Origin of the sequence: Mesorhizobium sp. M1328 (assembly GCF_040318075.1) — a bacterium.
In the GTDB taxonomy this organism is placed as follows: domain Bacteria; phylum Pseudomonadota; class Alphaproteobacteria; order Rhizobiales; family Rhizobiaceae; genus Mesorhizobium.
Genome location: NZ_JAMYLO010000001.1, coordinates 409128 through 435541 on the forward strand (window position 1 = coordinate 409128; position 26414 = coordinate 435541).

Annotated in this window: 21 protein-coding genes and 1 pseudogene; 9 read left to right on the forward strand and 13 right to left on the reverse strand. The window is 63.1% G+C overall.

Annotation, left to right across the window (positions count from 1 at the left end):
• Window positions 1-58 precede the first annotated feature (58 nt).
• Genes NKH23_RS02025 through NKH23_RS02035 form a run of 3 tightly spaced genes read left to right on the forward strand, consistent with a single transcriptional unit; the run spans window position 59 to window position 1680 of the window.
• Window positions 59-655, forward strand: a complete 597-nt coding sequence (locus NKH23_RS02025; protein ID WP_352912110.1) for an NADPH-dependent FMN reductase — start codon at window positions 59-61, stop codon at window positions 653-655.
• A complete protein-coding gene (pyrF, locus tag NKH23_RS02030) occupies window positions 652-1365 on the forward strand; it encodes an orotidine-5'-phosphate decarboxylase (RefSeq protein WP_352716155.1) in 714 nt (237 codons plus the stop codon). The genes NKH23_RS02025 and pyrF overlap by 4 nt, the downstream gene beginning before the upstream one ends.
• A gap of 27 nt (window positions 1366-1392) precedes the next feature.
• Window positions 1393-1680: a DUF1330 domain-containing protein gene (locus NKH23_RS02035; protein WP_023718908.1), complete on the forward strand. Its 288-nt coding sequence runs from the start codon at window positions 1393-1395 to the stop codon at window positions 1678-1680.
• Here the strand turns inward: NKH23_RS02035 and NKH23_RS02040 are convergent.
• The 6 genes from NKH23_RS02040 to NKH23_RS02065 form a co-directional block, all read right to left on the reverse strand.
• Window positions 1677-2735: a D-alanine--D-alanine ligase family protein gene (locus tag NKH23_RS02040; protein ID WP_352979120.1), complete on the reverse strand. Its 1059-nt coding sequence runs from the start codon at window positions 2733-2735 to the stop codon at window positions 1677-1679. The genes NKH23_RS02035 and NKH23_RS02040 overlap by 4 nt on opposite strands.
• 213 nt (window positions 2736-2948) lie before the next feature.
• Window positions 2949-3830, reverse strand: a complete 882-nt coding sequence (locus NKH23_RS02045) for an SMP-30/gluconolactonase/LRE family protein (RefSeq protein ID WP_352912114.1) — start codon at window positions 3828-3830, stop codon at window positions 2949-2951.
• Window positions 3830-4468 (reverse strand): 2-dehydro-3-deoxy-6-phosphogalactonate aldolase, encoded by a 639-nt coding sequence (locus NKH23_RS02050; RefSeq protein ID WP_352912116.1) that lies wholly within the window; start codon window positions 4466-4468, stop codon window positions 3830-3832. Before NKH23_RS02050 ends, NKH23_RS02045 begins: the two co-directional genes overlap by 1 nt.
• Window positions 4465-5415, reverse strand: a complete 951-nt coding sequence (locus tag NKH23_RS02055) for a 2-dehydro-3-deoxygalactonokinase (RefSeq protein WP_352716399.1) — start codon at window positions 5413-5415, stop codon at window positions 4465-4467. Before NKH23_RS02055 ends, NKH23_RS02050 begins: the two co-directional genes overlap by 4 nt.
• On the reverse strand, window positions 5415-6182 hold the full coding sequence (locus tag NKH23_RS02060; RefSeq protein WP_352912118.1) for an SDR family NAD(P)-dependent oxidoreductase: 768 nt from the start codon (window positions 6180-6182) through the stop codon (window positions 5415-5417). Before NKH23_RS02060 ends, NKH23_RS02055 begins: the two co-directional genes overlap by 1 nt.
• Before the next feature lie 131 nt (window positions 6183-6313).
• Window positions 6314-8113 (reverse strand): GtrA family protein, encoded by a 1800-nt coding sequence (locus NKH23_RS02065; protein WP_352912120.1) that lies wholly within the window; start codon window positions 8111-8113, stop codon window positions 6314-6316.
• A 129-nt stretch (window positions 8114-8242) separates the two neighbouring features.
• Between NKH23_RS02065 and NKH23_RS02070 the strand changes: the two genes are divergently transcribed.
• From NKH23_RS02070 to NKH23_RS02085, 4 genes and pseudogenes are all read left to right on the forward strand, one after another.
• The gene (locus NKH23_RS02070) at window positions 8243-9250 is read left to right on the forward strand and encodes a glycosyltransferase (RefSeq protein ID WP_352571550.1); all 1008 of its coding nucleotides are present in this window, start codon (window positions 8243-8245) and stop codon (window positions 9248-9250) included.
• A gap of 7 nt (window positions 9251-9257) precedes the next feature.
• Window positions 9258-9632 carry a GtrA family protein gene (locus tag NKH23_RS02075; protein ID WP_352979122.1) on the forward strand — a complete coding sequence of 125 codons (375 nt, stop codon included), beginning with the start codon at window positions 9258-9260 and terminating at the stop codon, window positions 9630-9632.
• 218 nt (window positions 9633-9850) lie between these two features.
• Window positions 9851-10792 carry a glutathione synthase gene (gene gshB / locus NKH23_RS02080; RefSeq protein WP_353034179.1) on the forward strand — a complete coding sequence of 314 codons (942 nt, stop codon included), beginning with the start codon at window positions 9851-9853 and terminating at the stop codon, window positions 10790-10792.
• A gap of 161 nt (window positions 10793-10953) precedes the next feature.
• A pseudogene (locus NKH23_RS02085) lies at window positions 10954-12487 on the forward strand (YifB family Mg chelatase-like AAA ATPase).
• 254 nt (window positions 12488-12741) lie between these two features.
• Here NKH23_RS02085 and NKH23_RS02090 read toward each other — a convergent pair.
• The 6 genes from NKH23_RS02090 to NKH23_RS02115 form a co-directional block, all read right to left on the reverse strand.
• Window positions 12742-14916, reverse strand: coding sequence for a malate synthase G (locus NKH23_RS02090; protein WP_352976993.1), 2175 nt, complete (start codon window positions 14914-14916; stop codon window positions 12742-12744).
• A 257-nt stretch (window positions 14917-15173) separates the two neighbouring features.
• On the reverse strand, window positions 15174-17201 hold the full coding sequence (locus NKH23_RS02095; protein ID WP_352976994.1) for a hydantoinase/oxoprolinase N-terminal domain-containing protein: 2028 nt from the start codon (window positions 17199-17201) through the stop codon (window positions 15174-15176).
• Between the two features lie 293 nt (window positions 17202-17494).
• Window positions 17495-18211: a hypothetical protein gene (locus NKH23_RS02100; protein ID WP_352912129.1), complete on the reverse strand. Its 717-nt coding sequence runs from the start codon at window positions 18209-18211 to the stop codon at window positions 17495-17497.
• Window positions 18212-18332: 121 nt separating this feature from the next.
• The gene (locus tag NKH23_RS02105) at window positions 18333-18959 is read right to left on the reverse strand and encodes a CDGSH iron-sulfur domain-containing protein (protein ID WP_352976995.1); all 627 of its coding nucleotides are present in this window, start codon (window positions 18957-18959) and stop codon (window positions 18333-18335) included.
• 319 nt (window positions 18960-19278) lie between these two features.
• The gene (locus NKH23_RS02110) at window positions 19279-19650 is read right to left on the reverse strand and encodes a hypothetical protein (protein ID WP_352977072.1); all 372 of its coding nucleotides are present in this window, start codon (window positions 19648-19650) and stop codon (window positions 19279-19281) included.
• Window positions 19651-19934: 284 nt separating this feature from the next.
• The gene (locus NKH23_RS02115) at window positions 19935-20447 is read right to left on the reverse strand and encodes a hypothetical protein (protein ID WP_352976996.1); all 513 of its coding nucleotides are present in this window, start codon (window positions 20445-20447) and stop codon (window positions 19935-19937) included.
• Window positions 20448-20655: 208 nt separating this feature from the next.
• Here NKH23_RS02115 and NKH23_RS02120 point away from each other — a divergent pair, with 208 nt between their 5' ends.
• Window positions 20656-23004, forward strand: a complete 2349-nt coding sequence (locus tag NKH23_RS02120; protein ID WP_353034181.1) for a DEAD/DEAH box helicase family protein — start codon at window positions 20656-20658, stop codon at window positions 23002-23004.
• Window positions 23005-23275: 271 nt separating this feature from the next.
• On the opposite strand, the gene lepA is transcribed toward NKH23_RS02120, so the two are convergent.
• The gene (gene lepA / locus NKH23_RS02125; RefSeq protein WP_352976998.1) at window positions 23276-25081 is read right to left on the reverse strand and encodes a translation elongation factor 4; all 1806 of its coding nucleotides are present in this window, start codon (window positions 25079-25081) and stop codon (window positions 23276-23278) included.
• 159 nt (window positions 25082-25240) lie between these two features.
• Between lepA and NKH23_RS02130 the strand changes: the two genes are divergently transcribed.
• Window positions 25241-26293, forward strand: a complete 1053-nt coding sequence (locus NKH23_RS02130) for a TadE/TadG family type IV pilus assembly protein (RefSeq protein ID WP_353034183.1) — start codon at window positions 25241-25243, stop codon at window positions 26291-26293.
• Window positions 26294-26414 lie beyond the last annotated feature (121 nt).

The window sequence follows — 26414 nt, forward strand, 5'->3', positions numbered from 1 at the left end:
GAAGCGTTGGGTTTGAATAGCACTTGTCTTAATACCCATCGGGTGACAAGGCAGACCCATGGCTGTGATCCCGAAAATTCTTGTCTTCGCCGGTTCGGTGCGCAGCGGCGCCTATAGCGGCAGGACCGCCGACGTGGCACAGAAGGAACTTGCCATGCAGGGCGCCGAGGTGACCCGCATCTCGCTCGCCGACTATCCGTTGTCGATCCTCGACCAGGATTTGGAAAAGAACGAAGGCATTCCCGAAAACGCCGTCAAGCTCGGCCGGATGATCGCCGCCCATGACGGGCTGCTGATCGCGACGCCCGAATATAACGGCTCCATTCCGCCGCTGCTCAAGAACACCATCGACTGGGTGAGCCAGCTGCGCAAGGATGGCGGCCGGACGTTCAGGCCGCTTGCCGGCAGGGTCGCCGGCCTCTGCTCGTCTTCCAACGGACCCTTCGGCGGGATACGCTGCATCAACCATCTGCGCGCCGTGCTGGTGCGCTGCCGGATGGAAGTGGTGACACCGGAATGCTCGGTGCCGGAGGGCGGCAACGCCTTCGACGACGAGGGCAACTTCAGGGACGAGAGACTACACCAATCGATGGAGCACCTATGCCGCACGCTGATCGAGACCTCGCGCATGCTGTCGACGCGGATCGAGGCATGATCCCGGACGCCACGCATGCCGACACAATGCAGGAAAGGCTGATCGTCGGCCTCGACCTGCCGACGCTGAAGGAGGCCGAGAAGGCGGTGCGCGAGCTCGACGGACTCGTCTCCTTCTACAAGATCGGCTACCAGCTCGCCTTTGCCGGTGGGCTCGACTTCGCCCGCGAGCTGGCCAGCGGCGGCACCAGGATCTTCCTCGACATGAAGCTGCTCGACATCGACAACGCGGTAGCCAAGGGGGTCGACAACATCGTCAAAATGGGCGTGAGCATGCTGACCATCCATGCCTATCCGAAGACGATGAAGGCGGCGGTCGAGGCTGCGAAGGGCAGCGACCTTTGCCTGCTGGGGGTCACTGTGCTGACCTCGATGGACGAGCAGGACGTGATCGACGCCGGCTATGAGTATGATCCGCATACGCTGGTGCTGAGGCGCTCCGAGCAGGCGCTGCATGCCGGCATGGGCGGCATCGTCTGCTCGGCCGAGGAAGCGGAGGCAGTGCGCCGCATCGTCGGCCCCGACCTGGCCGTCGTGACGCCGGGAATCCGGCCGAAGGGCAGCGACCATGGCGACCAGAAACGCGTGGTGACGCCGGCGCAGGCGATCCGCAACGGCTCCAGCCACCTCGTGGTCGGCCGGCCGATCGTCGGCGCGGCCGACAGGCGGGCGGCAGCGGAAGCGATCCTCGATGAAATGCGCTCGGCCTGACGCCAGGAATTAACCCGGAGAAAAGCCATGCCCAAGGGATACTGGATCGCCCGCGTCGATGTACGCGATGCGGAAGGCTACAAGGACTATGTCGCAGCTGCCAAGCTGGCCTTCGACCGCTTCGGCGCCAAGTTCCTGGCGCGCGGCGGCGCGCATGAGAAGGCAGAGGGACCAGGCCGCGACCGCAATGTGATCATCGAATTTCCGTCGCTTGCGGCGGCGCATGACTGCTACCACTCGCCCGAATACCAGCGCGCCGTCGCGATCCGCCAGAAGGTGGCTGACGGCGAAATCGTGCTGGTCGAGGGGATTTAGGCGAGAAATCGGTTCATCGCGGTTTCAGCCATCGCATCGGCGAGGCTCAGGCCCCATTGTCGGCGACAGTAATCGCGGAAATCGAAGCAGGGCAGGCCGGGGCAGACCTCGAACTCGATGAGGTGCACGCTGTCGTCGGCTTCGACCCGGAAGTCGATGGAAAAGACGTCCCGCAGGCCAAGCCCGACCATCAGGTTTCCGGCTATTCGGCGAATAGTTGCATCCGCTCGAGGCTGGCTGTCGGCGACCGGCAGCAGCGCCGGCTCTGTGTATGTTCCCGACGCTTTCGCCACTGCGCCGGTATCGCCGTAAAGCGCCAGGCTGTCCTGCATGGTCTGGAAATCGCCGCCTGAATCGACAAAGGCGATGCCCAGCGCCTCGACGCCGGTATCGGGCCTCAACCCGAGAAAACTGGCCCGCGCGTTGCGCCCGGCGACATAGGGCTGGACCACGACATCGTCGCGATAGGCGGCGAAGACGCGCCGGCTAAGCTCCAGCGCATGGCCGAGATCATGGCAGCGCGAATCCGGCCAGATGCCGATCTTGGCGCCGAGCCGGTTCGGCTTGACGAACCAGCCGGCAGGCGAGGCCGGTGGCGCGACCAGCCAGGCGCCGTCACGGGCAAGGCCCGCCTGCGGCACCGGCAGGCCAAGCGCGCCAAGCACGGCGCCGGACCGGAACTTGTCCTGACAGAGCGCGAACAACGCATCGTCGGCGCCGATCGCCTTCAGGCCATTCAGCCGTGCCAGAGCTGGTGCCGCGCCGCCACGGAAATAGGCGATGCCGTCGGTCAGCGTCCAGACAAGCGTGGTCTTCGGAACTTCGCTAGCGAGAACGCTTGCGGCATCGTCGAGCGCCAGTGGGGCGAACGACAGGCCGCGCGTCTGGCAAGCGGCTGCAAGTGCGTCGAAATCAGCAGTGATGTCGGTCGATTGCGCCAGATAGGAGGCGATTTCGGCGGCACGCTTCGGCACGTGGTTATCGGCGACCAGCCGATCGAAGCAGGCCTTTTCCGGCTCGTAGACAAGGATCAGCTTCGGCTTGCGGCTTGACATGATCGAAACGATTTCCCGGCAGCACGATTGCCTAGAGCAATTCCAGGAAAAGTGTGGAACGGTTTTCCGTTCGGAACTGCGTCAAAACAAAGAGATAGAGCGGTTCAGCGTTTCCGCGAAACGATGAACCGTTCTAGCATCGCATGGCGACTGCATTCGGCTTTCGCGGAACCGACGTCAGCCGGACGCCCGCACGACAGTGCAGACATGGGTCTAGCCAATCAGCACGCGCGGCTCGAAGCGACCATTGACTGGAATGTCGAGCATAAATGTCATGCCGGCTTGCGGGTCGAGCAGGCGCTGCTTCTCGCTCTTGCCCGACCAGGCGGACGTGACCGCCAGCCGGTCGGCGTTCCTGCCGATGAAAGCCGGACAGGATGGCTGCGTCGCCGGCATCGCCACCGAACGGACAAGCTTGCCGTCGGGTCCATAGGCTTCGACGACGCTGCCGCCCCAGCAAGCGTTCCACAATATGCCGTCGCCGTCGAGCACCGAACCATCGATATAGCCCTTGGCGGAACGGTGGTCGACGAAGACCTTCGGTTCGCCAACCGGCAGTCCGGTCGCCGGATCGCAGCCGACGCGCATCAACAGGCCGGTGCTGGTGTCGGTGTAATAGGCAATGGTCCCATCCTCGGAAAAGCAGATCGAGTTGGGCACAGTAATGTCGGCATAAAGCCGGCGCAGCTCGCCCTTGAAGAACCAGTAGATCGAACCGGCGCCCTTCTCCTCGCCCTTGCCCATTGTGCCGACCCAGAGCGCGCCGCAAGGGTGAACGCGTGAATCGTTCGAGCGGGTGACCGCATTGTCGGCCTCGATCGGCGTGTGCAACGTCAGCTTGCCGGTCGCGACGTCGCGGACATGCAGGCCGGTCTCGGTGGCGATCAACTGGCGCCGGTCGTCGACGATGGCGACGGCGCTGGCCATCTGACCGAGCTCGTAGATCTTGACCGCACCGCCGGACAGACGTTTTTCCAGGAGCTGGCCATTGACGATGTCGAACCAGTAGAGCGTGTCGGTGGCAGGGTCATAGCTTGGCCCCTCCCCGAGTTGGCAGACATGGTCGGAAAAAACCGAAACGATGGTCTCGCTCATCATGCCACTCCTAACGCCGCGTCCCAGGCCACGACTGCGGCCTTCGCCCGTGCTGCCACTTCGTCGACGCTCATGCCCGGCTTGAACAGGCTGGAGCCAAGACCGAAGACGCTGACGCCGGCTGCCTTGTAGCCGGCAAAATCCTTGTCCGAAACGCCGCCGACGGCGCCGACCAGCACACTGGCCGGCAGCACCGCGCGCATCGCCGAAATGCCCGCCGCGCCAAGCACGCTCGCCGGGAAGAATTTCAGTGCCGAGGCGCCGAGCCGGATTGCCTGGAATGCCTCGGTCGGCGTGAACACGCCGGGCATCGTCACCATGCCGTACTGCATGGCACGGCCCATGACCTCGGCATCGATATTGGGGCTGACCAGCAGCCGCCCGCCGGCCTTGTGCAGACCGTCGACATCGGCGGCGGTGAGCACCGTGCCGGCGCCGACCAGCGCCGTCGGAGGAAGCGCTTCGACAATGCTGGCGATGGAGGCAAAGGGCTCGGGCGAGTTGAGCGGCACCTCGATTGCTTCGATGCCGGCGCCGAAGATCGCCTGGCCGATCGCCACCGCCTCGCTTGGCTTGAGGCCACGCAGGATCGCGACCAGACCCCGCTCGAGCTTTGGAAAAGGTGCGGTCTCTGTCATGCGGCAACTCCATTTTTGGCGATCATGCCATTTTCGCGCGCGGCTTCGGCAAGGCCGGCACGCACCGCCTCGTCGGCGTCGACCGCCCTGAAAGCGAGCCCGGCAAGGCCGAGCGCCTCGGCATAGAGCGTGCCGAGTGCGCCCGACGCGATCAGCACGACGGGCACAGCGCTTGCTCCATAACGGCGATTTGCCGAAGCGATCTCGCCGCCGATCAGCAGGCCGGACAGGCAGGCGGCGGCATCCTCGGGCTTCAGATCCTGCAACAGGCTGGCGGCGCGGATCGAGAACAGTCTTGAAACAATGTCACCGCCCTCGGCCAACGCCTTCAGGCACCAGTCCCGGAAAAACGGACTTTCGGCGGCAACCGGCTTCGGCGGCTCGCCCAGCGAATGGCGCAGGATCGAGTGCGCGGCCAGCACCGAAAACAGCTCGCCGGTCGGCCAGGTGCCGAAGCCGGCAACGGAGCCGTCCTCGACCAGCACCCATTTCGAATGGGTGCCGGGCATGCAGACGAGGTGGCGTCCCTTTGCCGGCAAACCGGCGCCGGCAAGCTGGGTTTCCTCGCCGCGCATGACGTCAGGTGCATCGGCGAGGCGTTGGGCGAGGCCAGGCACGATGCGGATATCACGGCGCTGGCCGGGGATGCGGGCAGCGCCGGCGAGGATAGCGCCGATCGGCGCCGGCACGCTGACATAGGGCGCCTCCAGCCAGCCCTGGCGCGAACCGGCCATGCCGCAAATGATGACCGGCAGCGCCTCTGGAGCGCCCATGGCGGCCAGATGCCCTTCGAGAACGGACGAAAATCCTTTGGCCTGGGCGGTGATCAGTCCGTCATCGCCGCGCCGCTCGGCGAGAACCTTGCCGGTGCCATCGAGCAGCCAGACCCTCATACGGGTGGTACCCCAGTCGACGGCCGCGACAGACGCTGCCTTGCTCGGTGAGATCACAGGAACCCCCCGTCGACGATCAGCATCTGCGCGGTCAGCATGCGTGAAGCATCCGACGCCAGGAACAGCACGGTGCCGACAATGTCTTCAGGTTGCATCACCTCTTTGATGCACTGCTTGGCGACGTGGGCGGCGAGCGCCTGTTCGGTGACCCAGAGCTTTCTCTGCCGCTCGGTGATCACCCAGCCGGGCGCGATCGCGTTGACACGGATGCCGTCGACGCCGAGCTTGCCGGCGAGACCCTTGGTGAGGCCGACGATGCCGGCCTTGGCGGCGGTGTAGGCCGGCATATCGGGATGGTTGATGAGAAACGAGGTCGAGGTGAAGTTGATGATCGAGCCGCCGCCGGCCCGCTTCATGCCCGGCGCCACCGCCTGTGCGCTAAAGAAATGCGGACGCAGGTTGATGGCATGGTTGTTGTCCCAGAACTCGACCGTGACGTCTTCGACGGCATGACGGTCATCCTGCGCGGCATTGTTGACCAGCACGGTGACGTCACCATGGGCCTCGGCGGCCTTGGCGACTGATAGCCGCAAGGCCTCGATGTCGCGTATGTCGGTCTTGAGATAGAGCGGCCGAAAGCCGAGCTCCTTGTCTAACCGATCGGCCAGCGCCAGGCTCGGACGGTCGGCGATATCGATGAAGGCGACCTTTGCCCCCTGGCGGACAAAACCTTCGGTCAAGGCAGCGCCAATGCCGGAGCCGCCGCCGGTGATCAGCACCGAAGCGCCTTCGAGGTCGGCAAAGCGTGCCGATGGCATCATGAATTCTCTCCCGGTCCAATGATCTCGGTCGGCCGGCGCGCATCCTATCCAGCCGTGTCGGGCGGGCAAGGGCGAAAGAGTGGATTGTCAGGACTTATGTCCGACAAAAGGCCGCACGGCCCGCCGATCGATCAACTGCCCAGCCGGACGCGGTACAATTCGACGGCGGCTCCGCTGGTCCCGGCAACCGGCTCAAGCCATTCCGGCACGCTTCCGCTCATCAACCCGGCAAGAAAGCCTGCCGGCGCCTTGGTTGCGAGGAGCTTGCTTTCGGCGCTGCCGGGGCAGAGCGCGACGAGGCCGACGTGATGATCGGTCAGGATCGTCCTGGCATCGGCATCGGACCCAAGGAAGGCATCGAGCGCCAGCAGGTTGCCGGCTACGTTGCGATGATAAGGCCCGGCGAAGACGCGATGTCCGGAATAGGCCAGGATCGGCGATCCGAGATTGGAAATTGCCAGCACCGTGGTGCCGGGCAGGCGGCCGAGTGCCGCAAAGGAGGCCATGCGCTGGCAAGCGACATCGGTGCCGTCGCCGTTATCGGCCGTCGTGTTGCTGTCGTCGAAGGCTACCGAGGTCGCCGCGGCAGCCCCAGTCCAGACCGCATTCACCGAAACCAGCCAGACGGCAGCCATACGCAGCGCCACACCACGCGACGGGCTGGCCTCAGCCCGTTGACGCCATTTGGCAATCCAGGCGGCAAGCGGGATGACGGCGAAGGCGATCGAGAATGTCGAACCGCGCACCTGCCAGGCGCTGACGATGAAGGCCACGACAAGCAGCGCGCCGACAAGGCTGTCCTGCCGTCGCCAGCCGTGGCCAAGGCGAAGCGCCATCAGCACGAGCGCAATGAGCGGCGTGGCATAGCGCGCCACCACCTCGGCCGGATCCTCGGCGAGCAGTTTGAACAGCGACTGCGCCTCGTCGATGTGATCAAGCCATAGCTCCTTGAGGCGCGGATCGAGGTTGGCGTAGGGCGCTGCCAGGCATTGTGGGAACAACAAGACGACGACAGCGCCCAATAGCAGGGCAAGCAGGCCAAGTGAGGCGATGCGCCGTTGGCGCGTGCGGCCTGCCGGCTCGATCGACGCTATGGCTGCAAGGCCGGTTCCGGCAATCGCTGCGACGACGAACTGCACGGTCGAAAAGGCGTCGCATTGCGCCTGACCCCAGGCGGATGGCGCAATGGTGGCGATAAAGACGAGGGCGGAGACGCCGGCAAAGCCGAGGCCGAAATCCCTGGCGATCGACCTCTCGCCATTGGCGTCGAGAGCAAACAGCATGGCGACAGAGGCGCCGATGGTGGCAACGTAAGGCGCGGTTTCCATACCGATGGCCAGCATCAGCCCGGCGCATAGGCCGGAGAGCAATGCCGCCGGCTTGCGCAATGGCGCTTCAAGCAACAGGCTCAGGCTGGCCATGCTCAGCATCAGCTGGATATTGTGGTGATCGAGCGCGCCAGGCGAAAAAATGCCGAGGAAATGCAGTGCGGCGGCGCCGACGACGACGGCCGGCAGCACGGCGCCGTCACCGGCAAAGCTACGCGCGGCGCGGGCGGTGAAAAATACGGTCAGGCAAAAGAGCAGCGCCGGCCACAGCACTTGCGCGACATGCTCGGCAAAGGCCGCGCTGCCGGTCAGGGCCGATACGGCCATGATGATGGCGGCGATCGGCGCATCGACCAGCCGCGACCAGTGCATGACGAAGCCGCCTTCCAGGCCCATCCTGTACTGGTGCAGATCGAACCAGCCCTGGCCGGCCAGCATGTCGCGAACTTCGACAAGGCGCAGCAGATTGTCGTTGTCGCCTCCGGCATTGGTCAATTCCGGGAAGCCGGCAAAGGCATTGACGGCAAGCGCCAGCAATGTGGCAAGCAGCGCCAGCGCGATATCGGACCTCCAACTGGAGGCGCCATCGTCGGCTGTGCTCATATCAGGACCTTTGGAAGGAATACGGTGCGGTTTAAACCTAGCCTTAACAGCTTCAATAAATAGTAAAGCCGCCCGAGCGAGGCCGGCGTTTGAGCGGTCAGGGGCCTCACAGGGCATCCGGAGACGAAAATGCCACAAGAAGTGCGCCATGAGCCGAGCATCGCCGTGCTGCTGCCTTGCTACAATGAGGAGCTGACGATCGGCGAAGTGGTGCGGCGCTTTCGCGAAACGCTGCCTGCCGCCGCGATCTATGTCTACGACAACAATTCGCGCGATCTGACGGCGCTCCGAGCCCGCGCCGCCGGCGCCATCGTGGTGCGCGAGCCGCGCCAGGGCAAAGGCAATGTCGTGCGCCGCATGTTCGCCGACATCGAGGCCGACATCTACCTGATGGCCGACGGCGACGGCACCTATGCGCCGGAGGACGCGCCGCAACTGATCAACACTCTGTTGACCGAGCGCTCCGACATGGTGGTGGGCACGAGGCGCGGGGTCGCCGACGATGCCGGCAGGACAGGCCACGCCTTCGGCAACCGCATCTTCAACAGCCTCTACAAGCGGCTGTTCGGCTCGGACTTTACCGATATCTTCTCCGGCTACCGCGCCTTCACCAGGCGCTTCGTCAAGAGTTTTCCCGCCGTTTCCGGCGGCTTCGAGATCGAGACCGAAATGTCGGTGCACGCCTCGCAGCTCAAATTGCCGGTCAGCGAGATCGGACTCGACTATGGCCGCCGGCCGGAAGGCTCCTCGTCGAAGCTGTCGACCTTTCGCGACGGCGCGAAGATCCTGTGGATGTTCGCCATGCTGATGAAGGAGACGCAGCCGCTGCGTTTCTTCGGCGCTTTTTCGGTGTTCTTCCTGGCATCAAGCCTGTTTCTGATGGCGCCGGTGCTGATCGAGTTCGCCGAAACCGGGCTTGTGCCGCGCATGCCGACCTGGGTGCTGTCGGTCGGGCTGCTGCTGCTGTCGATGTTAGCGGCAGTGACCGGGGTAATCCTCGATTCGGTGTCGCGCGGCCGGGCCGAGCAGAAGCGCATCTTCTATCTGTCGATGCCTTCCGGCCGCGTCGAACGTGAACGTGCAAGCGCGCTCGCGACTTTGAAGGCCGGACCGCGCAAGACCCCGCGGGCGGCTTAGAGCCTAAATGGGACGCCTTGCCCGCTTCATTGTCGCCGGCGGCATCGGCTTCGTCGCCGACGCGGCGGCGCTTTGGCTGGTGCTGACGATAGCGCCGGTCGGACCTTTCATGGCCCGCATCATTTCGATAGGTTTTGCCCTGTCCGTCACCTGGCTGATCAACCGCCATCTGACCTTCTCGCCTTCCAGCCGCGGCGTCGCGCAAGAGGGCGCACGCTACGGCGGCGTCGGTATTGCCACCAGCGTCGTCAATTATCTCGTCTATTGCGCCATGCTGTTCGCGCTGCCGATGGTGTCGCCGCTCATTGCCCTTGCGGTCGCCTCGCTGATTGCCATGGCGCTGTCCTTCCTCGGCTATTCCAAGCTGGTCTTCGATCGCTGAAGGCACACCGCATTGGGGTCTGCGCCAAGCGAAGCGCAGCCTCATCATGACCTTGGCCGATTGGCAGAAGCCGCCGATTTCCTTATATCGCTGTCGTCGATGCATCGGCCCGAAAAATCGGAATCGATTTTCGGGCAGTACGATGCATGGATTCAAAAGTGTTTGGAGCGCACTTTGTGCGTCCAAGTGGATCGCTCCAACTGCGCCGGAGAGCACCTATGCCCCTGAAAGTCGCCATCCAGATGGACCATATCTCCACCGTGTCGATTGCCGGCGACACGTCGTTTGCGCTGTCGCTGGAAGCGCAGCGGCGCGGGCACCAGCTGTTCCACTACACGCCCGACCGGCTGTCGCTGCGCGACGGCAAGGTGTTTGCCCGTATCGAGGCGATGCAGGTCCGCGACGAGAAGGGCAACCATTATTCGCTGGGCGAAGAAGTCCGCACCGACCTTTCGGAAATGGACGTCATCCTTTTGCGGCAGGATCCGCCGTTCGACATGAACTACATCACCACCACGCATATCCTCGAGTGCATCCATCCGAAGACGCTGGTGGTCAACGATCCGGCCTGGGTGCGCAACAGCCCGGAAAAGATCTTCGTCACCGAATTTCCCGACCTGATGCCGGACACGCTGATCACCAAGGACCCGCTCGAGGTCGCAGCCTTCCGCAAGGAGTTCGGCGATATCATCGTCAAGCCGCTCTACGGCAATGGCGGCGCCGGCATCTTCCATCTGCATGAGGCCGACCGCAACCTCGCCTCGCTGCTCGAAATGTTCGGCCAGATGTTCCGCGAACCCTACATCGTGCAGCGCTACCTCAAGGAGGTGCGCGCCGGCGACAAGCGCATCATCCTGATCGACGGCGAGCCGGTCGGCGCCATCAACCGCGTGCCGGCCGAGCATGATTCGCGCTCCAACATGCATGTCGGCGGCCGCGCCGAAAAGACCGAGCTGACGGAACGCGAACGCGAGATCTGCGCCCGCATCGGCCCCTCGCTGAAGAAGCGCGGCTTCATCCTCGTCGGCATCGACGTCATCGGCGACTACATGACCGAGATCAACGTGACCTCACCGACCGGCATACGCGAAGTGCAGCGTTTTGGGGGCGCCGACATCGCCAGCCTGTTCTGGGATGCGGTGGAGGAGAAGCGTAACTAGTCTCGCTTCGGAGCGGCCGCGTTGCAAACCATTGCAGCCGCTGCGTTCAGCTGTTCCCCAAATGTTCTTGCCTTCGCCGGAAATCTGTGGTTGTCTCCGGTGACGCCGTTCGCGGCATGATCGCAAAGGCTTGGGGCAAAGCCTGCATCCGGGGTGAAGACATGGTGGCGCGGGTTCGCACGGTTGCTTTCCAGGGCATCGAGGCCGTGCCGGTCGACGTGCAGGTGATGATCGCGCCGGGCAAGGTCAACATGCACATCGTCGGCCTGGCCGACAAGGCTGTGGCCGAAAGCCGCGAGCGGGTACAGGCAGCACTGCATGCATCCGGCCTGTCGATGCCGTCGAAGAAGGTCACAGTCAATCTGGCGCCCGCCGACCTGCCCAAGGAAGGCAGCCATTACGATCTGCCGATCGCGCTCGGGCTGATGGCTGCGCTCGGCGCCATTCCGGGCGACATGCTGGCCGGCTATGTCGTGCTTGGTGAATTATCGCTCGACGGCACCATTGCCGCGGTGGCCGGCGCGTTGCCGGCGGCGATCGGCGCCAATGCCGAAGGCAAGGGCCTGATCTGCCCGTTCGCCTGCGGGCCGGAAGCGGCTTGGGCCGGCAAGGATTTCGACATATTGGCGCCGCGCAGCCTGATTGCCATCGCCAACCATTTTCGCGGCACGCAGGTCCTGTCGCGGCCGGAAGCCGGCATCCATGCTTCGGCGCGCGACCTGCCCGACCTTGCCGACATCAAGGGTCAGGAGACCGCCAAGCGGGCGCTGGAGGTGGCGGCGGCCGGCGGCCACAATCTTTTGATGGTCGGTCCGCCGGGATCGGGAAAGTCGATGCTGGCGCAGCGGCTGCCGTCGATCCTGCCGCCGCTTGCGCCCAGGGAGTTGCTCGAAGTCTCGATGATCGCGTCGGTGGCCGGCGAACTCGGCGAAGGCAAGCTGACCGACCGGCGGCCGTTCCGTGCGCCACACCATTCGGCCTCGATGGCGGCGATGGTCGGCGGCGGCCTGCGCGTGCGGCCGGGCGAGGCCTCGCTTGCCCATCACGGCGTGCTGTTCCTCGACGAGTTTCCCGAATTCTCACCGCAGGCGCTCGATGCGCTGCGCCAGCCGCTCGAGACCGGCGACTGCATGATCGCGCGCGCCAACCACCGCGTCACCTATCCGGCGCGCATCCAGCTGGTTGCGGCGATGAACCCGTGCCGCTGCGGCATGGCCGGCGAGCCGGGCTATCGCTGCCTGCGCGGCGACCGCTGCCGCACCGACTACCAGGCGCGCATTTCCGGCCCGCTGCTCGATCGCATCGATCTCAGGATCGAGGTGCCGGCGGTCTCGGCCAGCGATTTGATCCGGCCGGACCGGGCGGAGAAGAGTGCAGCCGTGGCACTTCGCGTAGCACGGGCGCGGACGATCCAGCGTGAGCGTTTCGAACGGCTCGGCGCGACCCTCCGCCACCACCAACGCGCATTGCTCACCGTCGGTCATCGAGGAGATCGCCATGCCCGATGCCGCCGGCCTGTCGCTGCTCAGGGACGCCAGCGAAAAGCTTGGCTTTTCCGCGCGGGCCTATCACCGCGTCTTGAAGGTGGCGCGGACACTGGCCGATCTCGAGGCCAGCGAGACGGTCGGCCGCATCCATCTGGCCGAAGCGATTTCCTACCGCATGAGCTCGGAACGGATGGCACAAGCGGCCTGAGGGACGCCCCCCTCCCCCTTGAGGGGAGGGTGGGAGCGCAGCCGCCGGGGGGGGGGGGGGGGGGGGCTCGGGGGGGGGGGGCGGGCGCCGGTGGGACCCTCGGCCTTGCTGTATTTCGAAACCGATCCGCGTGCGGAGCGTTGCGGTGCTCTTCCCGAGGCGCATCGTCAGAATGGGCGTCGGCGCACTGCACCCAGGACCCCACCCGGCCCTTCGGGCCACCCTCCCCTCGAGGGGGAGGGGGACGCCGGCGACTAGCGCGCCTGCTCGTTCGCCTTCAGCTCCAACCTCCGCGCGTGCAGCACTGGCTCGGTGTAGCCGTTGGGCTGGATGCGGCCCTTGAAGACCAGGTCGCAGGCGGCGAGGAAGGCGATGGAGTTGTCGAAATCCGGCGCCATCGGCCGGTAGAGCGGATCGCCTTGGTTTTGGCGGTCGACGATCGCCGCCATGCGTTTCATCGTTTCCGTGACCTGCTCGGGGGTGCAGACGCCGTGATGCAGCCAATTGGCGATGTGCTGCGAGGAGATGCGCAGCGTGGCGCGGTCCTCCATCAGGCCAACGTCGTTTATATCTGGCACTTTCGAGCAGCCGACGCCCTGGTCGATCCAGCGCACGACATAGCCCAGAATGCCTTGTGCGTTGTTGTCGAGCTCCCTCTGGATGTCTTCAGGCGACCAGTTCGGCCGCTTTGCTACCGGCACCGACAGGATGTCGTCGAGCCTGGCCTTGGGCCGACTTTTCAGCGCCTTCTGGACGGCGTGGACGTCGACCTTGTGGTAGTGCGTGGCGTGCAGCGTCGCCGCCGTCGGCGACGGCACCCAGGCGGTGTTGGCGCCGGCCTTGGGGTGCGCGATCTTCTCGGCCAGCATCGCCGCCATCAGGTCGGGCATCGCCCACATGCCCTTGCCGATCTGGGCGTGGCCGGCCAGCCCGCATTCGAGCCCGGTATCGACGTTCCAGGCTTCGTAGGCGGCAATCCAGGCGGCCTGCTTCATGTCGCCCTTGCGGATCATCGGGCCGGCTTCCATCGAGGTGTGTATCTCGTCGCCGGTGCGATCGAGGAAGCCGGTGTTGATGAAGACGACGCGGTCTTTCGCGGCGCGGATCGCCTCCTTGAGGTTGACGGTGGTGCGCCGCTCCTCGTCCATGATGCCCATCTTGATGGTGTTTTTGGCCATGCCGAGCAGCGCCTCGACGCGGTCGAAAATCTCGACGGCGAAGGCGACTTCGTCGGGCCCGTGCATCTTGGGCTTTACGATATACATCGAGCCGGTGCGTGAGTTGGCGCGGCGCGCGTTCGGGCCGATGTCATGCAGCGCGATCAGCGCCGTCAGCGCCGCATCCATAATGCCTTCCGGCACCTCGTTGCCCTCGCGGTCCGATATCGCCGGATTGGTCATGAGGTGGCCGACGTTCCTGACCAGCATCAGCGAGCGGCCGGGCAAGGTCAGCGTGCCGCCATCGGGCGCGGTATAGGTGCGGTCGGGGTTGAGCCTCCGGACAAAGCTCTTGCCGGCCTTGGTGATCTCCTCCGCCAAGTCGCCCTTCATCAGGCCGAGCCAGTTGCGGTAGACCAGCACCTTATCCTCGGCATCGACGGCCGCCACCGAATCCTCGCAGTCCTGGATGGTGGTCAGCGCCGATTCCAGCACGACATCGGCAATGCCGGCCGGATCGGTGCGGCCGATCTGGTTGTTGCGGTCGATGACCATTTCGATGTGCAGGCCGTTCTTGACCAGCAGCACGGCTTCGGGGTTGGCGGCATCGCCGCGATAGCCGGCAAACTGTTTGAGGTCGGCAAGCGTGGTGGCGCCGGCACCCTCGCCCAGCCGCAACATGCCATTGGCGACCGAAAGCCCGTTGACGCCGGCCCATTTGCCTGTCGTGAGCGGCACCGCCTCGTCGAAGAAGCTTTTCACCCAGGCGACGACCTTGGCGCCGCGCGCCGGATTGAATTTGTTGCCTCGCTCGGCGCCGTCCGTCTCCGGAATGGCGTCGGTGCCGTAGAGCGCATCGTAGAGCGAGCCCCAGCGCGCATTGGCGGCATTCAGCGCATAACGCGCATTCATCACCGGCACCACCAGCTGCGGCCCAGCAACCAGCGCGATTTCCGGGTCGACATTTTCGGTGGTCACGCTGAACGCCGGCCCCTCGGGCAGGAGATAGCCGATCTCGCGGAGAAAGCTCTTGTAGGCCTCCATGTCGACGGGCGCGCCATTGTCGCGGTACCAGCGGTCGAGCTTGTCCTGCATGGCATCGCGCTTTTCGAGCAGCGCCCGGTTTTTTGGCGAGAGATCATGGACGATCGTCGAAAAACCGTTCCAGAATGCGTCCACCTCGATGCCGGTGCCCGGCAGCGCCTCGTTGACGACGAAATCATGAAGCTCGCGGGCAATCCGCAATCCGGCGATCTCGACGCGATCGGTCATCAGGGCTTCTCCAGACGAAAGGCTAGGCCCGGCCTTTGGCATGTCACGGTGGCAGGGTCAATTCGGCATAGAGTGAAGGTAGGGCGTTTTCGCTGCCGATCTCCCCCCCTCGAGGGGGAGATGGCCGGCAGGCCAGAGGGGGTCGCCTCGCGTGGAGTGCGACCTCTTCTTTGCACCAAATCGCGTCGCGCTTCATGCGCGGCGACCCCTCTGTCGCCTTCGGCGACATCTCCCCCTCGAGGGGGGAGATTACGCGCTCACACCGCAATCCTTGGCCTTCCCGACGCCACCGCCACGACATGCGCCTCGATGAACATGCGCTGGCCCTCGACGGTGGAGACGCGGAATTCGCTGGCGATTTCGATCTCGGCGCTGTCGGTGCCGGCGTCCTTCGCCCGCCCGGCGGCAATCGCCCGCACGTCTTTCTCCGCCGCGGCGATCGCCGCGGCCTCGTCGTTGAAATCGCGTACACTTTCGCCGGAGGCAACGCGGAACAGCCCTTCCTTGGGCTGGCTGACCCGCGCCTCGGCCGATACCCGGACCTGGCCGACGACGGCGCCGAGCGCGTTGGCGACATCGGTATCCTCCGGCACCACGCAGTTATTGCCGACCAGCTCGGCCAGCCCGGCATAATGCAGTGGCGCCGAGGCGCCGAGGCCGATGACCGGACGGTCGAGCGCGACGCTGAGGCGGGCGATGCCGGGATGGGCGTCGACGGCGCGCTGGACCAGGGCATGGGCGACGGTCGCCGCGCCATCCAGCCCATCCTCGGCGAAGGCGGTTTCGAGGATGACTTCCGCCGACAGGCGGGTCAGCATGGTCAGCACCCGGTCCGAGATTGCCTCCGGCGAGGCCGCGATGAACTGGCCGCGGCCGTCGCGCCTGCGCGCGAACAGCTCGGCACCCAGACGCGCGGCGGCCGGATCCCAATTGGCCTGCCTGCCCAGCACATGGGCGGCATCCGACGGCGTGAAGCCGGCGACATGCACCAGCCCGCGCGACACCAGCCGGTTCAAGGTGGCGTTCTGGGCATTCGAGGTCAGCAACCTGTCGAGAGCCTGCGGCACGGCACCGATCAGCTCGTAAAGCTTGGCTTCAGCACCGGTCAGTCCGGCCGCCAGACGCTCCGGCACGCCGGTGCGCACCGCCAGCCGGCCATCCATGCGGCCGGGATTGGGCGCGCGCAGCTGGCGTTCGAGCTCTGATGTGACGGCGTCGCCATGCATCAAGCCGGCCAGCGCCAGCGGCACCAGGCGGCGCGGCCCGAGCAGGATCCTCGGGCTGAGCGCGCCGTCCTCCAGCGCCACTTCGGAATCGCCGCCGAGGCCAAAAGTGCGCATGGCGACGGCCTCAACCATGGTGCGGAAGCCGCCGACGGTGGCGCCTTCCGGATCGAGCCGCGGCCGGCCCTTGTCGAGCACGGCGACGTCGGTGGTGGTGCCGCCGATGTCGGAGACCACGGCATCGTCGAGGCCGGTCATGTGGCGGGCGCCGACCAGGCTGGCGGCCGGGCCGGACAGGATGGTCTCGATCGGCCGCTGGCGGGCAAAGGCGGCCGAGACCAAAGCGCCGTCGCCGCGCACCACCATCAGCGGGGCGGCAATGTTGCGCGCGGCCAAAAAGCCTTCGGTTGCCGCGACCAGCCGGTCGATCATCGAGATCAGCCTGGCGTTGAGCAAGGTCGTCAGCGCCCGGCGCGGGCCGCCGAGCTTGGCCGACAGTTCGTGGCTGGCGGTGACCGGCAGGTCTGTTATATCGCGGATCAGGTTCCGCGCGCTTAGCTCGTGCGCCGGATTGCGGGTGGCGAAATAGGCACAGATGGCAAAGCCGGACACCGACTTTTCCAGTTCCGGCAAAGCTGCCTCCAGCCCGGAAAGATCGAGCTTTGCCGCATTGCCATGGACATCGTGGCCGCCGGGGCAGAACACCACCGGGTCGGAGCCGAGCGCCGCCTTTAGTCCGTCGCGGGCCAGATCGCCCTCGGCAAAGCCGATCATCACAAGTGCTACGCGCCCGCCCTGGCCCTCGACCAGCGCATTGGTGGCAAGCGTTGTCGACATCGACACCAGTTTTATCGCAGTCGGGTCGGTGTCGGCTTTTTGCAGCACGGCATCGACTGCGCCCGATATGCCGACCGCCAGGTCGTGGCGCGTTGTCAGCGCCTTGGCCTTGGCCAGCACTTTTCCGCCGGGGCCGCCCGCTTCCGACCACAGCACGGCGTCAGTGTAGGTGCCGCCGGTGTCTATGCCGAGGAACAGGGGTGAGGGTTTGGTCTTGGCGGTCATATTTGGGTCCGGAGAATTCTCTTGCCCCGCCCCTTAGCGGATATGAACGGGCCGATAAAGCCGCGATGGCTGGGCCAAGGCAGCGTAATCTCCCCCCTCGAGGGGGAGATGTCGCCGAAGGCGACAGAGGGGGTCGGTACGTCCTGACGCGACGCCCTCTCTGCCAAGGAAAGAAGAAGCCGGCGCTCCACGCGAGACGACCCCCTCTGGCCTGCCGGCCATCTCCCCCTCGAGGGGGGAGATTCGCAGCTTGGCCGCCTACCCCACAAGAAAGGCTTGTTGGCCGAATAGGGCTACGCCCGGCTGCCCGGCGAGCCTTCTAGCGGCCTGCCGACAGAAGCGGTGGGCCGTTCGCGGCAGAAATACAAGATCGTCAGCATCACCGCGACAAGCAGGATGGCGTAGTAGATCGACAGTCGGGCATAGACCTCCGCCTTTTCCACCGGGAACGAGCGGCCCTGGCTGGCGGCGCGCGCCACCATCGAGGCAATCAGCGCGTCGCGGGAGAAGATCAGGTTTATCGCGGTCAATGGCAGGACCGAGGCGAACAGCAGGGCATTGCAGAGCTTCGCCTTGGGCTCGAACCGCAACAGCATCACGCCACACCAACTGTATAGGGCGCTGTAAAGCGCAACGGCCGCGGTCTTCAGCGGCGTGTCCTCCACCATGAAAAGGAACGGCGTGCCGTCGTCTGGTCCGGTGAGGCGCAGCAGGTACCAAATCCCGGACAGGACACCAAGCGTGCCAAGCAACAGATTGGCCCATTGTCGCTGGCCGGCCGGCTGCTCCATCTGCGCATAGGACAGCAGCCATTCCCCCACCGATATGTTTGCCACCCGTACAAGGCTGAACAGGATCAGCGAAAGGACCTGCCGAGCCGCCCATGACGCCGGCTGGCCAAGAACGGTCTCGGCAATGCCGGGAAACAGCCGGTCGGCCAGGACGACGGCCGCATTTACCCAGATGTAATCGATACAAAGGCTGAGAAACAGCAAGACATATTTGCGCAATTTGAAATCCCCCAAGCCCGACGAACCGCCACTCCGGCACATGCACGCACCGGTAGCAAAGATCTAACATCAACCGGGCGCAATTGTCGAAGGCCGAGATTGGCGGCGAGCGCTGGGCCGCCTACCCGGCAAATCCCACGCGCTTGTGGCTGCCATCGCAAAACGGCTTGTTGGCGGAGTGGCCGCAGCGGCAGAGGAAGGCGCGCTGCGTACGGTCTACAGTGTGGCCGGTGCCGGTGACGATTTCGAGATTGCCTTCGAGCTTGAGCGGGCCGTTGGTCGTCGGCGTCACGGCCAGCGGGCCATCCCGTACTTCCAGCGCCGGCGTATCCTTCAGCGCCGGTTCGCCGGTGGCGGTGAAGCCCGCCTTGGCGTGGCTGCCGTCGCAGAACGGCTTGTTTTCCGAAGCGCCGCAGCGGCACAGCGTGGCGCGGAAAAACGTTTCGCCGCCCAGCACTATCTCGGCATGGACGGCCAGCGGGCCGTTCTCCCTTATGCGCACGGTGTTGACCACCGGCGGCTGTTCCTGCGGCCCACCATCCTTGCGGACATAGGTGATGGCGCCGGACGGGCAGGCTTCGGCGAGCGCCACGACCTTCTCGACGCTGGCCGCCTCGGGATGGATCCACTGGCCGGGCGCATTGGGCACGAAGACACGCGGATCGCCAAGCACGCAATTGCGCGAATGGATGCAGCGGCGCCCGGAAAATCCGATATCGATCTTCTCGCCTTCGACCATGCCGGCCATAACTGTACTCCTTGCTGAAGCCGTCACGCTATGGCGGCGGCCCGGACGGCGTCAAGGCAGCATTCCCTTCGCCCTCTTGGGGGCCAAGCGCGGCGGGGGAAGGGAGTTCGCTTTTTTGCCCGCCGCACCACATTTTGTTCTTGCTTTGTGCCGGCAGCTATGCTACTAATCTCGGTATGGTGCTAATTGGCTCCAACGACCCGCCCGCCGAGGCGGGTTTTTTGTTGCCTTTTCGATCTAACATTCCTGCGAGCTGTCGACATCGATGCCGCTCGCCTGCCCTGCCGGGTACAATGGGTCCACACGAGAGACAGGCAGTTCACGGCACCAGATCGATTTCCTCGGTCTCGCCGCCGCTGCAGGTGTAGCAGCAATCGTCGCATTTTTCCGTGTTGGCGGGGCCGACGCCCCAATAGGTGTTCTCGTCGCCGTCGACCCAGGCGCCGTAGCAGATCGATTCGCCGTCATTGCAAGACAGCGGGATCGACTTGGTCTCGCCGTCGTTGAGATAATAATCCTGATTGTTGCCCGGCCAGACATGGTCGCGGTCCTGGCTGTAGAGTTCGACGCGCATAGCGTTGGGATGGCTGTTCTTGATCTCGAAAGTGACATCGCCGGCATGTGCGGCTGGCGCAAACAACGCGGCAATGAAAAGCGCCGCGGCAGCGCGGCGCGCGAAAGCGTAGGACAACATTTGCAATTCCCCCCGGAATGAAACGGCCTGTCCGGCCGCGCGGGGGAACATGGCATGGCGGCTAAACGGGTGGAAGAGGCGATTGCGGTATTTGCATCGTGAAAGGCGCAGCGTTGCTAAGCAAGACCCCTCTCCGATTTGCTTCGCAAACCACCTCTCCCCACTTTGTGGGGCGAGGAAATGCCAATCGCCGCAGCCTCACAAGACCTGGGTTCCTCGCCCCCACAAAGTGGGGGAGAGGTGGCCGGAAAGCGGCCGGAGCGGGGGCGGTCCGACCGGGCTCAACGGCCAGGCTTCAGCAGCGTCCAGATCCAGCCGATGAAAGTGAGCACCAGGAAGGGATATCCGGCAGCGGGCAGCGGCGCCGAGGTCGGCAGCAAAGGCGCGCCCCAGAGGATTAGGCCCACTGAGGCGACAAACAGCAAAGCGGCCACGACAGCCGTGAGCCGTATCCAAAGGGCAAAGGTTTTCGGCGCGCTGACCATGACCAGCGCCGCCGCCCAAAGCGAGATACCGCCGACATAGGAGGGCACGCTGGCCTCAAGCCCCGCCGCATTGCCGGAGAGCAGCAGGCTTTCGCCGGCGAGAAAGGTCAGAAATCCGGCCGCCACCCAGTCATTGCCCTGCCGCTGATATTTCATCGTCAACAGTGCGGCCGCCACCACGAGCGCCACGCCGTCGATTGTCCAGAGTGTTTCGCGGAGCGGCGCGCTCGCCACGAAGGTGCCGGCGAGGCCCAGAGCGCCGCCGATGGTGAGGCCTATCGCTGCGATGATGTCGAAGGTGGAGCGCACTGATATCTTCCCCGAAGCTGCGTGGAGGATACTCTAGGGCGGGGCGTGCTCAAAGGGCGGGCGATCCTCGGCAGGCCGCAACCACAGCTTTTCAAGCAAGAAGATACCACCGGTGACGGAGCAACCAAGCCATTCCTAATTCGAGTTATAATTGTGATACTCCCCTTCACTGCTATAGTGTCCCTTCTCGAATCACAAAGAGTTAGTCATGGATAAATTTAAGTTCGGAGACCTGAAGAAACCGGCAAGCGGTGAGAAGCCAACCAAACCCAAAGATATTTTCGGTAGAAGGCCCTCTGGATTATCCGGGATCAAGGAACTCTGGCAAGGGCAGGCCTATGCCTTGGATGAGTGGTTCAAAGTTAAAGACAAATCGTCCCTAATTTCGATGTATACCGGTGCCGGCAAAACTCTCGTTGGAGTTTTGATTGCCCAAAGTTACGCGAATCAAGGATACGCCAACGTTGTTTATGCCTGCCCGACGATCGACCTAATTCACCAAACCGTGAAAGAAGCCAAGAGCATCGGGTCGAACCCCACTACCTATTTTGACAGGACATTTTCTGACGATAATTTCGAACAAGGGAAATCGTTTTGCGTCACCACGTACCAGGCTCTTCTGCCCGCGCGCACAAAATTCAAAGGTACAAAAGCACCGAGCGCTATTATATTTGATGACGCGCACGTTGGCGAACGACTTGTTCGAGACGCTTTCACTATAACGGCACATCGTAGCAAACACCCTGAGTTGTTCGCCGCTCTCGCCGCTGAAATTCGGCAGATATTTGATGAGGACGGGACTCTCTATAATTATCAGCACGCTATGGCAGAGGATAGCACGGGGGGCGGTGTTCAACTCGTGCCACCGGTGGGCGTCTTGCGTCACGCCGACCCTCTTCAACAAATATTGAAAGATAATATCAAAGATTCTGACACCTCGAATGTCCTGAGTGCCGACTATTTACGTGGTCGCCTATCTCTGTGCGCGATAACAATCTCCAAAACCACTATAGAGGTAACGCCGCCATTCTTGCCTGCATTATTCATGCCAATTCTTGAGGATAACTCCGTACCTAAGATTTTCTTGTCAGCCACTATACATTCAAAGGCGGACATAATTAGAGCGTTTGGCAGATCCTCGATAATAATAGAGCCAACGGTTGATGCCGGTCGAGGAGAGCGGGTTCTACTTTTCGGAAGTGCGATACCGGAATTCGCTAGGAATCCGACAAATATTGAGACTTTGAGCCAGAGGCACAAGGTACTCGTCGCGGTACCTAACGCAAAGAAGGCCTTGATCTGGCAAACCGTTGTCACGCAAGCGTCGAGCGATGCCGACTTCACTGCTCGACTTAACGCATTTAGACGGTCACATGCCGGCGCATTTATCCTAGTCGGTCGTTATGATGGTATCGATTTGCCGGATGACCAATGCCGCATAATGCTGGTCGATGGCTTGCCCGTTGGTACCACGCAGTTGGAGCGGTTTTCGTTTGACGTCCTAAAGCTCGATCGAGCTTTTATGTCTACTATCGCTAATCGAATTACGCAGCTATTTGGTCGCATCAACCGTGGAAAGACAGATTTTGGAGTCTACATTGTTCCGGACCGGGAAGTGGAGAATTGGCTGCGGAACGTTCGCAACATGACGAATTTTCCTCGTATTCTTCAAGAACAAATTAAACTTTCCGAATTTTTCAATGACAGCATAAAAGGAGTTTCTAACGAGCGCATTCTATCGATTGTAGACCAGATAATTGATAGGGATCCCGAATGGATTGACTATTATGAGTCGCACATTAACAATCAAACTCTCGACGACAATAAGATTGACGAACGCGAGGCTGAAAATAAGATCGATGACTTGTACGCAAAGAAAGAAACACGATTCATATTGAAGATGTGGCAAGGAGACGTTTCGGGCGCTCTGGCGGAATTTGAAGGAGACCGGGACGGCCTTTCTCAAATCAATCCTCGTCTCCATGGATGGTATTCGGTTTGGATTGGCATCGCACACCAAAAAAATGGCGACGAAGAAGCTAGCTATGACTGGTTTGACGAAGCCAGGCGAAAGCTGGGCGCGCGTGTCAGCCTACCCCGAAGGCCTCGCCTTTCAGAGCTAAACCCGGAGAAGGAAAAGACGTTTTTCGAGGAGGGGCTCCGTCGGCTACTGATTCTAGAGCGGCCAAAGATGACCAAGGAAATCGGGCGTATCACTGAGCTTGTCGCGCCTGCCTTTGTTCAGAGCGACCACAAGTTGGCAGAAGAAGGCATCCGGCAATTGGGCAGTACCCTTGGTTTCGATGCGAGGCGCCCCTGCACGGATCACGGCACAGGACCGGACGGAATTTGGATTGACCACTACACTAAAACGATCATCGGCTTCGAGCTAAAAAACGAAAAACTCGCCAACTCCGAAGTGTCGAAGACCGACGTCGGGCAGTGTCACGATCACATCGAGTGGATAAACACTCAGTTTAGCGGTTACGAGCTCGTCGGGTTGGTTATCTACACGGCTGCAACACGGATATCTGAGAAAGCGAATCCTTTCGCCTAATATGCACCTCGTCAACTTCGATAAGGTGAAGCGACTCTGGAACGATTTTACGGTGTTGCTTGGTGATATGAGCCGTCAAACGCTAGTGGAGAGTTTTGCAATGGCAAGCAAATTTGGGGAAAGTCCCGAGTGGACGACCAGAGGCATACTAACGCGTTTGATCTCCTAGACTTGTCGACCTGTTTTAGCTGCAGGATCGATGCATAGGACTGTAGCTGCCGATTGATCGGCTCCAGCCGGGAGTTTCTTCGGGGGTAAGCGCGCGGCCCGCTCAATCCCCCATCTTCAGCGCCTGGATAAACGCCTCCTGCGGGATATCCACCTTGCCGAACTGGCGCATCCGCTTCTTGCCCTCTTTCTGCTTGTCGAGCAGCTTGCGCTTGCGCGAGACGTCGCCGCCGTAGCATTTGGCGGTGACGTCCTTGCGCAGCGCCGAGATCGTTTCGCGGGCGATGACTTTGCCGCCGATCGCCGCCTGGATCGGGATCTTGAACAGATGGTGCGGGATCAGCTCCTTCAGCTTCTCGCACATCTGGCGGCCGCGCTTTTCCGCCGCCGTGCGGTGGACCAGCATCGACAGCGCGTCGACCGGCTCCTCATTGACCAGGATCGACATCTTGACCAGGTCGCCTTCGCGATAGTCGGTGAGGTGATAGTCGAAGGAGGCATAGCCCTTGGAGATCGACTTCAGCCGGTCGTAGAAGTCGAAGACGACCTCGTTGAGCGGCAAATCGTAGGTCAGCATGGCACGCTTGCCGACATAGGAGAGGTCGGCCTGGATGCCGCGCCGGTCCTGGCAGAGTTTCAGGATGCTGCCGAGATACTCGTCCGGCGTGAGGATGGTGGCGCGAATCCACGGCTCCTCGATGGCCGCAATCTTGACCACGTCGGGCATGTCGGCCGGGTTGTGCAGTTCCTTGACCGTGCCGTCGGTCAGCGCCAGGCGGTAGACGACGCTCGGCGCTGTGGCGATGAGGTCGAGGTTGAACTCGCGCTCCAGCCGCTCCTGGATGATTTCGAGATGCAGCAGGCCGAGGAAGCCGCAGCGATAGCCGAAGCCGAGCGCGGCACTGGTTTCCATTTCGAACGAGAAAGAGGCGTCGTTGAGGCGCAGCTTGCCGACCGCGGCGCGCAGATCTTCGAAATCGGCGGCGTCGACCGGGAACAGGCCGCAGAACACCACCGGCTGCGCCGGCTTGAAGCCGGGCAGCGCCTGTGCCGTCGGGCGCTTGTCCTCAGTGATGGTGTCGCCGACGCGGGTGTCGGCCACTTCCTTGATCGAACCGGTGAAGAAGCCGAACTCGCCGGGGCCGAGCTCGTCGACATTGATGCGGGCAGGCGTGAAGACGCCGGTGCGCTCGACCAGATGCCTGGCGCCGGTGCCCATCATGCGGATGGTCTGGCCCTTCTTCAGCACGCCGTCGATGATGCGGACCAGCACGATGACGCCGAGATAGGCGTCGTACCAAGAGTCGACCAGCATCGCCTTCAGCGGTGCGGCTATGTCGCCCTCGCGCGGCGGCGGCAGATCGTTGACGATCGCCTCCAGCACGTCGGGAATGCCTAGCCCGGTCTTGGCCGAGATCAGCACGGCGTTGGAGGCGTCGATGCCGATCACCTCCTCGACCTGCTCGCGGATGCGCTCGGGCTCGGCGGCGGGCAGGTCGACCTTGTTCAGCACCACGACGATCTCGTGGTTGTTGTCGATCGCCTGGTAGACATTGGCCAGCGTCTGCGCTTCGACCCCTTGCGAGGCATCGACGACCAGCAGCGAACCCTCGCAGGCGGCCAGCGAGCGCGACACTTCATAGGCGAAGTCGACATGGCCGGGCGTGTCGATCAGGTTGAGGATATAGTCCTGCCCATTGTTGGCGTGGTACTTCAGCCGCACCGTCTGCGCCTTGATGGTGATGCCGCGCTCGCGCTCGATGTCCATCGAGTCCAGCACCTGCTCCTTCATGTCGCGCAGCTCCAGCCCGCCGGTCGACTGGATCAGCCGGTCGGCAAGCGTGGATTTGCCATGGTCGATATGGGCAACGATGGAGAAGTTGCGGATGTTCTTGATCGGCGTGGTCATGCGGCGCGCTTTAGCAGGGGCACGGTACATCGGCAAGCGGCGGGGCGCGGGTGCGGCGGCGGCGCGGCGAAGTCGTTAAACTTTGATCCATGAGATTAGAGCATAGTTCGCGCCCGGCGTGATAGCCCCATTGGCCTATCGCCGTTTGGGGGGATCGGAATGCCGCTGTCAGCACGCAAATTTCTCAGATCGGTGAGCGGCTCGTTCGCGCCAATGCTCGCCATTTTGCTTATTCCGATGGTTGCCGCATTGGGCTTTTCCATCGACTATACCTCGGCGGTTTCAACCAAGGCCTCGATGCAGAACGCGCTCGATGCAGCATCGCTGTCGATCACGACGCTGGAGACGACCACGTCACTGGCAGACCGCCAGGTGAAGCTGCAGGAGGCATACCTGGCCAATGGCGGGGAAGGCACGGCAAAGCTCGACAGCTTCGTCGTCGCCACGGACGGCGCCGCCAGCATCAAGGCTTCGGCCGGCTTTGCCATGCCGACGAGTTTCATGCAGATCGCCAAGATCAACACGGTGCAGGTCGGCGTCGCGTCGGCAGTGACAAAGCGGCCGGCATTGGTGGAGGCGACCTTCAAGGTCGACAAGATCTCGGGCTATTGGAACAAGACGATGACGCTCTATGGCACCAAATTCGCTGAGACGACTGCCAACAAGCTGATGAAGATCGACTACACATACAACGGTTATGGCGATCCTAAGGGCTACGGCACGGCCAGCGTGTATACGGTCAACGGAACGACGACCACGCTCGTCCAGCAGCAAGTATGCACGACCACCACAGTGCTCAGCTTCTACGGCTTACCCAGCACCACGATCACCCAGACCGACTCATACGGCAGGAAATACGCAACCACCTGCGTCAGCACGATGTATCCCGCGACGAGTGCCGGTGCGGTGATCGACGTCAGCCACATGGACCAGCTGTACCTGCGGATGGATGTGCCGTCCGGCAATCCATCCGTGCTCAAATCGAACGATCCGGCGACATCGAACCGGCTTTACGCCGACGGCGTCGAAATTGCGAACGGAGAAACCGTCGATATCTTCACGCTCGTGCCATGCGGCCAGAGCAGCAAACAGGCTTGGGAAGATGGCGGCAATCCCGTACCGGCAGCCATTTCGAATGCCGACTTCTTCTACACGGTGACCGGCAAGTGCGCCTTCAACAAGCGGCCTTCGGAAACTGTGCTTACACAATAGCCGGGCCGCGGCTGGGTGCCACCTGCCTGCCCCAGAACTCGTCACAACGCCGCCTGGTCACCACCCGGTGGCGTTTTTGGTTGCGAATGACCATCTTCCCTTCTCCCCTTGTGGGAGAAGG

Excerpts from the sequence above, each read along its gene's own strand:
- NKH23_RS02050 (WP_352912116.1), bottom strand. The coding sequence starts at position 4,468 with ATGACAGAGACCGCACCTTTTCCAAAGCTCGAGCGGGGTCTGGTCGCG.
- NKH23_RS02025 (WP_352912110.1), top strand. The coding sequence starts at position 59 with ATGGCTGTGATCCCGAAAATTCTTGTCTTCGCCGGTTCGGTGCGCAGC.
- NKH23_RS02075 (WP_352979122.1), top strand. The coding sequence starts at position 9,258 with ATGGGACGCCTTGCCCGCTTCATTGTCGCCGGCGGCATCGGCTTCGTC.
- NKH23_RS02105 (WP_352976995.1), bottom strand. The coding sequence starts at position 18,959 with ATGGCCGGCATGGTCGAAGGCGAGAAGATCGATATCGGATTTTCCGGG.
- lepA (WP_352976998.1), bottom strand. The coding sequence starts at position 25,081 with ATGACCACGCCGATCAAGAACATCCGCAACTTCTCCATCGTTGCCCAT.
- NKH23_RS02065 (WP_352912120.1), bottom strand. The coding sequence starts at position 8,113 with ATGAGCACAGCCGACGATGGCGCCTCCAGTTGGAGGTCCGATATCGCG.
- gshB (WP_353034179.1), top strand. The coding sequence starts at position 9,851 with ATGCCCCTGAAAGTCGCCATCCAGATGGACCATATCTCCACCGTGTCG.
- pyrF (WP_352716155.1), top strand. The coding sequence starts at position 652 with ATGATCCCGGACGCCACGCATGCCGACACAATGCAGGAAAGGCTGATC.
- NKH23_RS02040 (WP_352979120.1), bottom strand. The coding sequence starts at position 2,735 with ATGTCAAGCCGCAAGCCGAAGCTGATCCTTGTCTACGAGCCGGAAAAG.
- NKH23_RS02060 (WP_352912118.1), bottom strand. The coding sequence starts at position 6,182 with ATGATGCCATCGGCACGCTTTGCCGACCTCGAAGGCGCTTCGGTGCTG.
- NKH23_RS02045 (WP_352912114.1), bottom strand. The coding sequence starts at position 3,830 with ATGAGCGAGACCATCGTTTCGGTTTTTTCCGACCATGTCTGCCAACTC.
- NKH23_RS02120 (WP_353034181.1), top strand. The coding sequence starts at position 20,656 with ATGGATAAATTTAAGTTCGGAGACCTGAAGAAACCGGCAAGCGGTGAG.
- NKH23_RS02070 (WP_352571550.1), top strand. The coding sequence starts at position 8,243 with ATGCCACAAGAAGTGCGCCATGAGCCGAGCATCGCCGTGCTGCTGCCT.
- NKH23_RS02095 (WP_352976994.1), bottom strand. The coding sequence starts at position 17,201 with ATGACCGCCAAGACCAAACCCTCACCCCTGTTCCTCGGCATAGACACC.
- NKH23_RS02035 (WP_023718908.1), top strand. The coding sequence starts at position 1,393 with ATGCCCAAGGGATACTGGATCGCCCGCGTCGATGTACGCGATGCGGAA.
- NKH23_RS02130 (WP_353034183.1), top strand. The coding sequence starts at position 25,241 with ATGCCGCTGTCAGCACGCAAATTTCTCAGATCGGTGAGCGGCTCGTTC.
- NKH23_RS02090 (WP_352976993.1), bottom strand. The coding sequence starts at position 14,916 with ATGACCGATCGCGTCGAGATCGCCGGATTGCGGATTGCCCGCGAGCTT.